Origin of the sequence: Kocuria sp. BT304, assembly GCF_003290245.1 — a bacterium.
Lineage (GTDB): Bacteria > Actinomycetota > Actinomycetes > Actinomycetales > Micrococcaceae > Kocuria > Kocuria rhizophila_A.
Map to the genome: position 1 here is coordinate 397,245 of NZ_CP030039.1, position 12,767 is coordinate 410,011.

11 protein-coding genes and 1 riboswitch are annotated in these 12,767 nt (G+C 70.3%); of the genes, 7 read left to right on the forward strand and 4 right to left on the reverse strand.

Annotated features, from left to right (window positions below):
* Positions 1-170: 170 nt before the first annotated feature.
* A complete protein-coding gene (locus DNL27_RS01795; protein WP_112234530.1) occupies positions 171-1,595 on the reverse strand; it encodes an MFS transporter in 1,425 nt (474 codons plus the stop codon).
* 258 nt (positions 1,596-1,853) lie between these two features.
* Positions 1,854-3,065 (reverse strand): cobalamin-independent methionine synthase II family protein, encoded by a 1,212-nt coding sequence (locus DNL27_RS01800; RefSeq protein ID WP_112234531.1) that lies wholly within the window; start codon positions 3,063-3,065, stop codon positions 1,854-1,856.
* Between the two features lie 14 nt (positions 3,066-3,079).
* Positions 3,080-3,166, reverse strand: a riboswitch (SAM riboswitch).
* A 127-nt stretch (positions 3,167-3,293) separates the two neighbouring features.
* Here DNL27_RS01800 and DNL27_RS01805 point away from each other — a divergent pair.
* The 7 genes from DNL27_RS01805 to DNL27_RS01835 all read left to right on the forward strand — a co-directional run bounded on the left by DNL27_RS01805 (position 3,294) and on the right by DNL27_RS01835 (position 10,126).
* Entirely contained in the window at positions 3,294-4,046 is a 753-nt protein-coding gene (locus DNL27_RS01805; RefSeq protein ID WP_112234532.1) for a 3-hydroxybutyrate dehydrogenase, read from the forward strand.
* A gap of 106 nt (positions 4,047-4,152) precedes the next feature.
* Positions 4,153-4,884 carry a CoA transferase subunit A gene (locus DNL27_RS01810; RefSeq protein ID WP_012397308.1) on the forward strand — a complete coding sequence of 244 codons (732 nt, stop codon included), beginning with the start codon at positions 4,153-4,155 and terminating at the stop codon, positions 4,882-4,884.
* Positions 4,881-5,558, forward strand: a complete 678-nt coding sequence (locus tag DNL27_RS01815; protein ID WP_012397309.1) for a CoA transferase subunit B — start codon at positions 4,881-4,883, stop codon at positions 5,556-5,558. The genes DNL27_RS01810 and DNL27_RS01815 overlap by 4 nt, the downstream gene beginning before the upstream one ends.
* Positions 5,555-6,745, forward strand: a complete 1,191-nt coding sequence (locus DNL27_RS01820; protein WP_112234533.1) for an acetyl-CoA C-acetyltransferase — start codon at positions 5,555-5,557, stop codon at positions 6,743-6,745. The genes DNL27_RS01815 and DNL27_RS01820 overlap by 4 nt, the downstream gene beginning before the upstream one ends.
* A 302-nt stretch (positions 6,746-7,047) precedes the next feature.
* A complete protein-coding gene (locus tag DNL27_RS01825) occupies positions 7,048-7,587 on the forward strand; it encodes a DUF2243 domain-containing protein (protein ID WP_088610682.1) in 540 nt (179 codons plus the stop codon).
* Positions 7,587-8,525 (forward strand): cytochrome c oxidase assembly protein, encoded by a 939-nt coding sequence (locus DNL27_RS01830; RefSeq protein WP_267865895.1) that lies wholly within the window; start codon positions 7,587-7,589, stop codon positions 8,523-8,525. Before DNL27_RS01825 ends, DNL27_RS01830 begins: the two co-directional genes overlap by 1 nt.
* Positions 8,526-8,731: 206 nt before the next feature.
* Complete coding sequence (locus tag DNL27_RS01835) at positions 8,732-10,126, forward strand: short-chain fatty acid transporter (protein WP_112234535.1); 1,395 nt, start codon at positions 8,732-8,734, stop codon at positions 10,124-10,126.
* A 70-nt stretch (positions 10,127-10,196) separates the two neighbouring features.
* Here DNL27_RS01835 and mmsB read toward each other — a convergent pair whose 3' ends face one another.
* Positions 10,197-11,117, reverse strand: a complete 921-nt coding sequence (mmsB, locus tag DNL27_RS01840; protein WP_112234536.1) for a 3-hydroxyisobutyrate dehydrogenase — start codon at positions 11,115-11,117, stop codon at positions 10,197-10,199.
* 195 nt (positions 11,118-11,312) lie between these two features.
* On the reverse strand, positions 11,313-12,704 hold the full coding sequence (locus DNL27_RS01845) for an MFS transporter (RefSeq protein WP_370447105.1): 1,392 nt from the start codon (positions 12,702-12,704) through the stop codon (positions 11,313-11,315).
* Positions 12,705-12,767: the final 63 nt, after the last annotated feature.

Consider the following 12,767-nt stretch of genomic DNA (forward strand, 5'->3'; position numbering starts at 1 on the left):
GGCGTGGTTCCTGGATTTGTACTCTGCAATTTTTGCCGATCGTGTGAGCTGCGTCAATGGACGACGCTGCCGTCGGCACGCGCACGGCCCGGCATCCGAGGGGATGCCGGGCCCGTGCCCCGACCGGTCGGCCCCCGAGTCCCGCCGACCGGTCGGTGCGGGAGGGCGGGTCAGTGGCGGGTGGTGCCGGCCACCGCGCCGCCCTCGGGCTCTCCGGCCACCGGCGGGACGACCTCGTCCGGGTGGGACTTGACGTACTCCTCATGCACCTCGGCCACGTGGAGGTCCTTGCCCTGGTCCGAGCTGCGCACGAAGCACACGGCGATGAAGGAGACCAGGGACAGGGCGGCGATGTACAGGCCGATGGTCCAGGCCTGCCCGGTGCGCCCCAGCAGCAGCTCGGCGATCATGGGGGCGAAGGCGCCGCCGATGATGGAGCCGAGGGCGTAGCCGATGGAGACGCCCGAGTAGCGCACGCGGGCCGGGAACATCTCCGCGTACATGGCGGACTGGGGGCCGTAGGAGGGGCCCAGTCCGATGGTGAGGATGAAGATGGCCAGGGCGAACAGCGGCAGGGAGGCCGTGTTGAGCAGCCACCACATGGGGATGGCCCACACAATGATGATGCCGTAGCCGATCATGAACGTGCGCCTGCGTCCCACCTTGTCCGACATCCAGCCGCCCAGCATGGTGAAGATGAGCCAGCCGATGCCGCCCACCAGGGAGGCGACCAGGGTCTCCGGCCGGGACATGTGCAGGACCTTCGTGCCGTAGGAGGCGAAGAACGCGATCACCAGGTAGCCCGCGGCGTTGTTGCCGGCGAAGATCAGCGCGGCGAGCAGGACCTCGCGGGGGTTCTTGCGGAAGAGCTGGCCGAGGGGCGCGGAGGACTCCTTGGCGCGCTGCTGCATCTCCAGGAACACCGGGGACTCGTCCACCGAGCGGCGGATGAGCCAGCCCACGAAGATCAGCACGATGGAGAACAGGAACGGCACGCGCCAGCCCCAGGACTCGAACTGCTGGGGCGTCAGCCCCGTGCTCAGGCCGAACATGAACAGGGTGGCCATGAGCATGCCGATCGGCACGCCGATCTGCGGGTACGCGCCGAAGAGTCCGCGCTTGTTCACGGGGGCGTGCTCCACGGACATCAGGGCCGCGCCGCCCCACTCACCGCCGGCGGAGAAGCCCTGCAGGATGCGCAGCAGCACCAGCAGGATCGGAGCGGCAATGCCGATCTTCTCGTAGGTGGGCAGCAGGCCGATCAACGTGGTGGCCGCGCCCATGCCGAACAGGGTCATCACAAGCGTGACCTTGCGGCCGAAGCGGTCGCCGATGTGCCCCGCCACGATCGCACCCAGTGGGCGGAACAGGAAGCTGATGCCCAGGGAGGCCCACGAGACAACCTGCGCGAGCTGCGCGTTCTCCGCCCCGAGCGGGTTGAAGAAGTGCGCGGCCAGGATGAACGCGGCGGCCTGGGCATAGATGAAGAAGTCGTACCACTCGATGGTGGTGCCCACGAGGGTGCCCGCAAGGACCTTGCGCTCTTCTCGTGACATGGTGTGGCCCTGCGCGGGCGCTGCGGTGGTGGATGCCATGTGGGGTCTCCAGGATCGTCGGACCGGAGTCCGTGGGGTGCCAGTGGCGGGGCCGGCGCATTTACCGACCGATTGGTCTTGACGTGAGTGTAGGGGTGCATGTGAAGCGCGTCACCCGCGTCGTGTATCAAATCGTATATGTTACGCGGGTCACGGGGAAGCCCCTCGATGCCGCGGGCCCGGCCCCCGCGGTGGGTGCCGGGCCCGCGGAGTGCGCGTGCGGCGTCGTCGTGCCCGGGGTGGAGCCGGGGGCGGGGCTCAGAAGAGGCGCTGCGAGGCGATCCGCGCACCCTCCACGAGGGACTCGAGCTTGGCCAGCGCGATCTGCGGGTGCAGCCGCCCGCCCAGACCGCAGTCCGTGGAGGCGATCACGTTCTCCTTGCCCACCACGGACGCGTACTGCTCGATCCGGTCCGCCACGAGCTCGGGGTGCTCCACCACGTTGGTCGAGTGGGAGACGAAACCGGGGTAGACCACCTTGCCCTCGGGCAGCTGGTGGTCCGTCCACACCTTCCACTCGTGGCCGTGGCGCGGGCTGGACGCCTCGAAGCTGTAGCCCTGCGCGCGGATGGTGAGCATGAGGTCCACGAGGTACTTGAACTCGAGGTCGGTGGTGTGCGGGCCGTGCCACGAACCCCAGCACAGGTGGAAGCGGATCTGCTCCTCGGGCAGGTCGCGCAGCGCGTAGTTCAGGGCGTCCACGCGCAGCTGGGTGAAGGCCAGGTAGTCCTCCACTGTGGGCTCGGGGTTGATCTGGTCCCAGGACTCGGCGATCGAGGGGTCGTCGATCTGCACGATCAACCCGGCGTCCGTGATGGCCTTGTACTCCTCGCGCATCGCGTCCGCGCACGCGTAGACCAGTTCCTCGTCGCTCGCGTAGTACTCGTTCTTCACGCGCGCGCACGAGCCGGGGGACAGCGCTGCCACGAACCCCTGCGTGGCCCCGGTCTCGGCCATGGCCTCCTTGATCCGGCGGATGTCACCGGCCACGGCTTCCTGACCCGTGTAGGTCAGCGGGCCCGTGATCTTCGGCTGGGACACGCTTGCGCGGTGGGCCAGGACCCCGGCCGTGGGATCCTCGTAGGCCTCCCGGAACTTGGAGCGGTCGCGGCGGTCCGGGAAGCTCGTGAGCACGATGTTGCCCGGCGACGAGCGCAGCGTCTCCGCCGTCTGCCAGCGGTCCTCGTCCGTGGGGGTCAGCCCGCCCAGGCGGTGGAACGAGTAGTTCCACCAGGCCCCGTAATCCACGGCGCCGGACGTGGTGTGGCCGTACTCGCCGTCATTGACGATGTCCAGGCCGATCTCCCACTGCTTGCGCACGACGTCGATCACCCCGGTGTCCAGCGCCTCACCCAACTGCGCCAGGTCGATCTCCCCGGCCTGGAAGCGGTTGTTGGCCTCGAGCAACTGCGGCGTGCGGGGGAGGGACCCCACGTGGGTGGTCTGGATGCGATCGGTGTTCAAGGGCATGGCTGTGCTGATCCTTTCCATCGGTTCTGGCATTAGCACCGGGTGTGATCCGGTTGCTGCGGCGTGATCGAGCCAGATCTCTGAGCCGCTCTGGATGGGCACCCCTCACCGGGTGTCCGCCCATCCAACCTCACGCACGGGTGGCCGGGCGAATCACGGGCCTGCGTACCCTGGAGTGACCCGGGCCACCGTCCGGGAACCAGGCCGCCGTCCCCGAGGAGTCCGCGCATGACCGAACAGTCCCTGCAGGAGAAGAAGGCACTCGTCACCGGAGGTGCCAGCGGCATCGGTGCGGCGGCCGTCCGGGCGCTCGCCGCGCGCGGTGCGCACGTGGTGGTCGCGGACATCGACCACGACGCCGCCGCGCGTCTCGCGGACGAGGTGGGCGGTGAAGCCTGGGCTGTGGACCTCACGGACACCGCCGCGCTGGCGCGGCTGCGCCTGGACGTGGACGTGCTGGTCAACAACGCGGGCATCCAGAAGGTCTCGCCCGTCCAGGACGTCGATCCTGCGGACCTGCACCGGATCCTCACGCTCATGCTGGAGTCCCCGTTCCTGCTGATCCGCGCGGCCCTGCCGCACATGTACGAGCAGGGCTGGGGCCGGATCGTCAACGTGTCCTCGGTGCACGGGCTGCGGGCCTCGCCGTACAAGGCCGCGTACGTGGCCGCCAAGCACGGCCTGGAGGGGCTGTCCAAGGCGGTGGCCCTGGAGGGCGCGCCGCACGGCGTCACGAGCAACTGCGTGAACCCCAGCTACGTGCGCACCCCGCTGGTGGACAAGCAGATCAAGGACCAGGCGGCCACGCACGGCATCCCGGAGGAGCAGGTGGTCGAGAAGATCATGCTCACCGAGTCGGCCATCAAGCGCCTCGTGGAGCCCGAGGAGGTTGCGGAGCTGATCGCGTTCCTCGCGGGCCCGTCCGCCGGGATGGTCACGGGCTCCTCCTACGCGATGGACGGCGGCTGGACCGCCTCCTGAGACGACGCCGCCCGCGCGCCTGCCGTGCCACGCTTTCGGCAGCCGGGACGCGGACCGTCTACGCTGAGATGCGGATCACATGTGCAGGCAACGCGAAAGGGTGGGCATGTCCAAGGTCAGAGAGGACGTCGCCGGGCTGCTGGCGGAGACCCTGCGGGACGGGATGACGCTCGCGGTGGGCGGTTTCGGACTCTCCGGGATCCCGCGGGACCTCATCGAGGCGGTGCGGGACAGCGGGGTCACGGACCTCACGGTGGTCTCCAACAACATGGGCGTGGACGGCAAGGGCCTGGGCGTGCTGCTCGAGAACCGTCAGGTCTCCCGGGTGCTGGCCTCGTACGTGGGGGAGAACAGGGAGTTCGCGCGCCAGTTCCTGGAGGGTGAGCTCGAGGTGGAGTTCAACCCCCAGGGCACGCTCGCGGAACGGCTGCGCGCCGGCGGTGCGGGGATCCCCGCGTTCTACACGGCCACCGGTGTGGGCACACCCGTGGCGGAGGGCAAGCCCACCGCGGAGTTCGACGGCCGCACGTACGTGCAGGAGCGCGGGATCGTGGCGGACGTGGCCCTGGTGCACGCGTGGCGCGGGGACACCGACGGCAACCTGGTGTACCGGCGCACGTCCCGGAACTTCAACCCGGTGTGCGCGGCGTCCGGGAAGGTCACCTTCGCGGAGGTCGAGGAGATCGTGGCCCCCGGTGAGCTGGACCCGGACCACATCGTGACCCCGGGGGTGTATGTGCAGCACGTGGTGCAGTACTCGGGGGCGCCCAAGGAGATCGAGCAGCGCACCACCCGGCCGCGGCCGGGCGCGGGCGGCGTCGAAGGAGGAGCGGCATGAGCTGGACACGCGACGAGATGGCGGCCATCGCGGCGTCGGAACTGGCCGACGGCGACTACGTGAACCTGGGGATCGGCATCCCCACGCTCGTGGCCAACAACCTGCCGCCGGGCGTGAGCGTGGTGCTGCAGTCCGAGAACGGCGTGCTGGGCATGGGTCCGTTCCCGTACGAGGGGGACGAGGATCCGGACCTCATCAACGCCGGCAAGCAGACCATCACCCTGCAGCCGGGGGCAGCGATCTTCGACTCCGCCACGTCCTTCGGGATGATCCGCGGCGGGCACGTGAAGATGGCCATCCTGGGCGCCATGCAGGTCTCCGAGACCGGGGACCTGGCCAACTGGATGATCCCGGGCAAGATGGTCAAGGGCATGGGCGGCGCCATGGACCTCGTGGCCGGAACCCCTCGCGTGCTGGTGCTCACCGAGCACGTGGCCAAGGACGGCTCCGCGAAGCTCAAGCACGAGTGCGACCTCCCGCTCACCGGTGTGGGCGTGGTGGACCGCATCATCACGGACCTGTGCGTGTTCGACGTGGAGGAGGCCGGACTGGTGCTGCGCACCCTGGCCCCCGGCGTGACCGAGGCAGAGGTGGCCGAGAAGACCGAAGCGAACTACCGGGTGGATCTCGTGGACGTGACCCCCGATTCCGTACCCGTTCAGGAGGAACAGTGACAGAGAACGCCAACGACATCGTGATCGTCAGCGGGGCGCGTACCCCGCAGGGCAAGCTGCTGGGGGCCCTCGCGTCCCAGAGCGCCGTGGACCTGGGCGCGCACGCCATCAAGCACGCCCTCCAGCGCGCGGGTGTGGCACCGGAGGACGTGGACTACGTCTACATGGGCAACGTGGTGCAGGCCGGCGGCGGGCAGAACCCCGCCAAGCAGGCCGCCGTGGCCGCGGGGCTCCCCATGACCGTGCCCGCCATGAGCCTGAACAAGGTGTGCCTGTCCGGGCTGGTGGCCGTGACCGAGGCGGCCCGGATGATCCGCGCGGGCGAGGCGGACGTCGTCGTGGCCGGGGGCATGGAGTCCATGACCAACGCCCCGCACCTGGCGCTGGGCGCTCGCAAGGGGAAGTCCTACGGGGACATGACCCTCGCCGACTCCCTGTCGCACGACGGTCTGGTGGACGTGGAGCTGCAGATCCCCATGGGCGAGCTGACCGAGACCGGCAACACGGACCGCTCCATCTCCCGCGAGGAGCAGGACGAGGTGGCCGCCCGCAGCCACCAGCTCGCGGGCAGGGCGCAGCAGAACGGTGTGTTCGCGGACGAGATCGCGCCGATCGAGATCCCGCAGCGCAAGGGCGATCCGGTGACGGTGTCCGAGGACCAGGGCGTGCGCCCGGACTCCACGGCCGAGGGGCTCGGTAAGCTCCGGGCCGCCTTCACCAAGGACGGCACCATCACCGCGGGCAACTCCTCCCCGATCTCCGACGGCGCGGCTGCCATGGTGCTGACCACGCGCGGCTACGCGCAGGAGCACGGCCTGGACTGGCTCGCCGTGGTGGGGAAGCCCGGGCAGGTGGCCGGGCCGGACACGTCCCTGCACTCCCAGCCCTCGCGCGCGATCGAGCACGCGCTGTCCCGTGCCGGGTGGACCGCGGACGAGCTGGACCTCATCGAGATCAACGAGGCGTTTGCCGCGGTCTCCGTGCAGTCCGTCCGGGACCTCGGCGTGGACATGGACAAGGTCAACATCCACGGCGGTGCGATCGCCCTGGGCCACCCCATCGGGGCCTCCGGCGCCCGCCTGGCGCTGCACACGGCCATGGAGCTCGCGCGCCGCGGCTCCGGCAAGGCCGCGGTCTCGCTGTGCGGCGGCGGCGGTCAGGGCGAGGCGCTGCTGCTGAGCCGCTGAGACGGGCGGTGCCGCTGAGCGGCGCCGCGTGACCTACGGGGTGTCCCGCTCACCAGAGCGGGGCACCCCGTTCTCGTGGCCCGGGGCGTGGGCGGAGGGTCGGGTCCGGGCGGGGTGGTGGCCCCGCAGGTCCGGGCGGACACGTCATGTCGGCCGCTACGGGTGCGGGACCCGTGCCACGGAGCGCACACATCAGTAGGCTGATGACGGCAAGCAGTCCGAGGGCGGGCGGCGGTGCGGTTCACGCTCGGGACACGCGCGCTGCGTCCGACCCCGGGCCACCGCGCGACCCGGGAGGGAACATGGCACATCCGGAATCCACACCCGCTGCGCCGTCCGCAGGATCGGTGAGGGGCGAGAGGACGGCCGACCGGGCGGCGTCGACCCCGGACATCACCCGCACCCGGAAGCGGGCCGCGCTGTCCGGGTTCCTGTTCGGCTGCGGGATTGCGGCGGCCATGATCGACCTGTTCATCTTCCACCTGGGCCTGCAGTGGCACCACTTCTACGATCTCTCCACGCACGAGGTCGCTCTCGTGACCGACGGCTTCTTCCATGCCTTCGCATGGTTCATCACGGTGTGGGGTCTGTTCATGCTGGCCGACGTGCGCCGTCGTGGCGGGGTGCGCTGGCTCCACTGGGTGGGTGCGGTGATCCTGGGCGCCGGCTCTTTCCAGCTCTTCGACGGGATCGTGGACCACAAGCTGCTGGGCATCCACCAGATCCGCTACGGCGTGGACCTGCTGCCGTACGACCTGGTGTGGAACGGTACGGCCGTGGTTCTCATGCTCGTGGGGTACCTGGTGATACGGCGCGGCGCCCGGGCGTACCGGGCGGCGTGATGGGCTCGGGGACTCTGATCCTCCCCGGGTTCCGGACGCTCTCCGCGCCCCCGGGGCTTCTCGCGGCTGCGGTGGGCGCGGGGGAGCAGGGGCACGGGGACCACGGGCAGCACGGTGGCGGTGCCGCTGGGCACGCGGACGCCGCAGTGGCCGCCCCGTGGCCGCTCTTCGAGTGGTTGGTCCTCGCGCTCGTGCTGCTCGCCGCAGTGGCGTACTGCTGGCGTCTGTGGGCCGGGCGCGGGCGACGCGGCGTGGCCCCCTGGCGCCCGGTCAGCTTCCTCGCGGGACTGGCGTGCGTGGGTGCCGGGCTGGTGGGGCCCGTGGCCCACGCCGGTCACGCGAGCTTCACGATGCACATGGTGGGGCACCTGCTGGTGGGGATGATCGGGCCGCTGCTCCTGGTGCTGGGCGCCCCGGTGCGGGTGCTGCTGCGCGGTCTGCCCACGGCCGGGGCCCGGAGGGTCACGCGGGCGCTGCGCTTCCCGTGGATCCGGTGCGTGATGCACCCCGCGGTGGCCGCCGTGCTCAACGTGGGCGGGCTGTGGCTGCTCTACACCACTGGGCTGCTCCACTGGATGCACGCCTCAGCGCTCGGCCACGCGGTGGTGCACACGCACATCTTCCTGGCCGGGTACGTGTTCACCGCCTCGATCGCCGGGCCGGACCCGGATCCGCACCGTTCGTCCTTCCGCGTGCGTGCGGCCGTCCTGGTGGTGTTCATCGCCGCCCACTCCATCCTGGCCAAGTGGTTGTTCGCGCACCCGCCCGCGGGAGTGGCGCCCGCGGACGCGGAGGTCGGAGCGCAGCTCATGTACTACGGCGGGGACGTGGTGGACGTGGCCCTCATCGTGCTGCTGTTCCTCGGCCACCACCGGGCCACAGCGCCGCGAGAGCCCGACGCCCGGCACCCGGAGGTCACGGCGCGCGATCGGGCGTGAGCGGACGGGCCGGGAGCGGGGCCGCGTGGGCCCGCGCCGCGCCGTCGTGAGCACGTGGCACGAGGCGGGGAGATGGGCGGGGCCGCGGAGACGCACGAGGCGAGGAGACGCGCGGGACCGTCACACTGCCCGCACAGCATGTAACGCATGTCACTTTCCCTAGGATCGGGGCGGTACCTGATCCAAACCACCCCTGAGGAACCCCCATGAGCTCCCCCCAGCACTCCCCGGCCCGAACGGCCTCCCCCGAACCGGTCCTGGCCCGCGCCATGCGCCCCGTCAACTATGTGGTGGAACGGTTCATCCCCTCCGCGCTGATCTTCGCGATCGTGCTGACCGCGGCGGTGGGCGTCATGGCGTTGCTGCTCACCGACGCGAGCCCCGTGACCGTGGTCGAGGGCTGGGGCAAGGGGCTCTCGGGGCTGCTCGAGTTCATGACCCAGATGGCGCTCGTGCTCCTGCTGGGCCACGCCCTCGCGAGCACCCGGCCCGTGCGGGCCCTGCTGGGACGGCTCGCGGCTGTCCCGCGGAGCGCGCTGGCCGCCTACGTGTTCGTGTTCGTGGTGGCCGCGGTGGCGTGCCTCATCACGTGGGGCTTCGGCCTGGTGGTGGGTGGCCTGCTCGCGCGTGAGGTGGCCGCCGAGTTCTCCCGGCGCGGCACGCCCGTGAGCTTCCCCATGCTCGTGGCCGCCGGTTTCTCCGGCATGGTCGTGTGGCACATGGGCTACTCCGGATCCGGTCCGCTGACCGCCGCGACTCCCGGCTCGTTCATCGAGAAGCAGGTGGGCCACGTGATCCCCATCTCCGAGACCACGTTCTCGTGGTGGAACATGACGGCCGCAGCGGTCACCGTGGTCCTGGTCTCGCTGGCCCTGTGGCTCGTGGCCCCGCGCGCCGTGCCGGGGTCCCACACCATGACCGCCGAGGCGCTCGCCCAGTCGGAGCAGCAGATCCCCGAGCCCGCGATCGAGGCCCCCGCCGACCGGCTGGACGCCTCGCGCATCCCCACCCTGTTCGTGGGCCTCGCCCTCGTGGCCTACCTGGTCACCCACTTCACCGGGGGCGGCAGCGTCACCCTGGACATCGTGAACTGGATGTTCCTGGCCCTGATCTTCCTGCTGTCCCGCAACGCGTTCGAGGTCATGGCCCTGGTGAAGAACGCCGCCGCGAACGTGGGGGACATCCTGCTGCAGTTCCCGCTGTACGCCGGGATCATGGGCATCATGACCGCCACCGGGCTGATCCAGGTGCTCTCCGACTCCATCGTGGCGGTCGCCACCCCGCAGACCCTGGGGCTGCTCGCCTTCCTCTCCGCGGGCCTGGTCAACTTCTTCGTCCCGTCCGGCGGCGGTCAGGTGGCCATCCAGGCGCCCATCCTGCTCGACGCCGCCGCCCGCCTGGGCGTGGACCCGTCCGTGATCATCATGTCCGTGGCGTACGGGGACCAGTGGACCAACATGATCCAGCCGTTCTGGGCCCTGCCCCTGCTGGCGATCGCCGGGCTGAGGATCCGGGACATCCTCAGCTACACCACCGTGGTGCTCATCGTCTCCGGTCTGGTCTTCGGGGCCACCATGCTCGTGGTGGGCGCGGGCGTCTGACGCCGAGCAGGCAACGGCCCCGCGGGATCCGAGGATCGCGCGGGGCCGTTCTGCGTTTCTACGGCGGGGCTCAGGCCTTGTCCGGGTCCCAGCCGGGGATGGCGCCGTCCGGGGCGGCGTACTTGGCGATCAGGCTGCAGTCCTTGTCCGCGAGCCCCTCGTCGATGAGCTCCTGGAAGCGCTCGGCCACCAGGCGCGCGGCGGGCAGGTTCACGTCCGTCTGCTCACCGGCGGCCAGGGCCAGACCGATGTCCTTGGCGGCGAGCGTGGCCGAGAACGTGGCGTCGAAGTTGTGGTTTGCCGCCGCCGAGTCCGTCATTCCCGGCACGGGGTACCAGGTCTGCAGCGCCCACGAGTCGCCGGATGAGACCGAGGCGATCTCCCAGAAGACCCTGGGGTCCAGGCCCAGCTGGTCCGCCAGCACGGAGCCCTCCGAGCACGCCTCCAGGCAGATGAACAGCATCATGTTGTTCACGATCTTCGCGGCCTGCCCGGTGCCGGCGGCTCCCGTGTGGACCACGCGGCCCGCCATGGGCTGCACGACCTCCTCCGCGCGGCGGGCGTGCTGCTCCTCCCCGCCGATCATGAAGGTCAGAGTGCCGGCGGCGGCGCCGCTGATCCCGCCCGAGACCGGCGCGTCCACGAACGCGAAACCGGCCTCCGACGCGGCGCGGTGCAGCTGCTCCGCGGTGGCCACGTCGATGGTCGAGCTGTCCACGAGCAGCGCGTCCTTCGGGGCCAGGGCGAGCACGCCGTCCTCCCCGAGGTACACGGCGCGGGAGTGCTCGCCCTTGGGGAGCATGGTGATGACCACCTCCGCGCCGTCGAGGGCCTCCCCCATGGTGGAGAAGGTCTGCACGCCGCCCTCCCGCGCGGCGGCCATCGCGGCCTCACTGAGGTCGAAGCCCCGGACGTCGTGGCCCGCGGCCACCAGGTTGGCGGACATCGGCGCGCCCATGTGGCCCAGACCGATCCAGGTGATGGTGCTCATGTGGTGTGTCCTCTCGTCGTGCGTGTCGGCACCGTGCTCGGTGCGCGCTGGAAAAGGGGGTGTGCGGCCCATGGCGGGTTGCCGCGTCTGCCGTGCGCGGAGGGCCCGGGGGGGTCCTCCGCGCACGGGACCGGCACACGGGGTGACGACGGCGCGGGGCCGGGCCGTGCGGCGTCGTCGGCCGTGCCGTGGGTGTCAGGCGGTGGCGCGTTCGGCGTCCAGGCGGCGTCGGTCCTCGGCGTCGATCGCGTGCAGCGAGATGCCCCTGGTCTCCCGCAGGGTGAGCACCGCGAACAGCGTGATGAGGCACGCGACGGTGATGTAGATGGAGATGGGGACCCACGAGTCGAAGCGGCGCAGCAGGGACGTGGCGATGATGGGCGCCAGGGACCCCGCGACGATCGAGGTCACCTGGTATCCCAGGGAGACGCCCGAGTAGCGCATGCGGGTGGGGAACATCTCGGCCATGATGGCGGGCTGGCCGGCGTACATGAACGCGTGGATCACCAGGCCCAGCACGATCGCGGCCAGGATGATCCAATCGTTGCGGGTGTTGAACATGGGGAACGCCACGAACGCCCAGCCGATCGCGAGCACCGCACCCGCGGCGTAGACGGGGCGGCGTCCGATCCGGTCCGTGAACCGGCCCATGAGCGGCACCACGATCACGTGCACCACGTGCGCGACCAGCAGCAGGAGCAGGATGTTGGACGTGTTCATCTTCAGCTGGGTGGACAGGTACGTGATGGAGAACGTGACCACGATGTAGTACAGGATGTTCTCCGCGAACCGGATGCCCATGGCGCCGAAGACGCCGCGCGGGTAGCGGCGGAACACCTCGGCCACGCCGTAGGAGGCACCCTTCTCCTCGATCAGCTCCTCCTGCGTCTGCGTGAAGATCGCGGCATCGCTCACGCGGGTGCGGATGTAGTAGCCGATCGCCACGATCACCACGGACAGCCAGAAGCCCACGCGCCAGCCCCAGGAGAGGAACTGTTCGTCGCTGAGCGTGCGGGAGAGGAACAGCAGCACGATGGTGGCCAGCAGGTTGCCCAGCGGCACGGCGGCCTGCGGCCAGCTGGCCCAGAATCCCCGTTCCTTGTTGGGGGAGTGCTCCGCGACCAGCAGCACCGCTCCGCCCCACTCGCCGCCCACCGCGAAGCCCTGCGCGAAGCGCAGCACCACCAGCAGCGCGGGAGCCCAGTAGCCCACCTGGTGGAACGTGGGCAGGCAGCCCATGAGGAACGTAGTGGCACCCACCAGGATGATCGCCAGCTGCAGCAGGTGCTTGCGGCCGAACTTGTCCCCGAAGTGCCCGAACACGATCCCGCCCAGCGGCCGCGCGATGAAGCCCACCGCGTAGATCAGGAACGCCTTGATGATCCCGTCCAGCGGGTTGCCGGTGTCCACGAAGAACAGCGGGCCGAACACGAGCGTGGATGCCGTGGCGAAGAGGAAGAACTCGTACCACTCCACCACCGTGCCCGCCATGGACGCCGCCACCACCCGTTTCAGACCGCTGCGGGTCTCCGGGTTGTCGTTGGGGTCCATGTCGACCGCCGGGGCGGGGGTGCCCGCTGTGCTCATGTTCGCTCCTCGTGCTGACTGGATGTGATGCCGATCACGGTCAGTGTGGCACGGGGCCGGCCG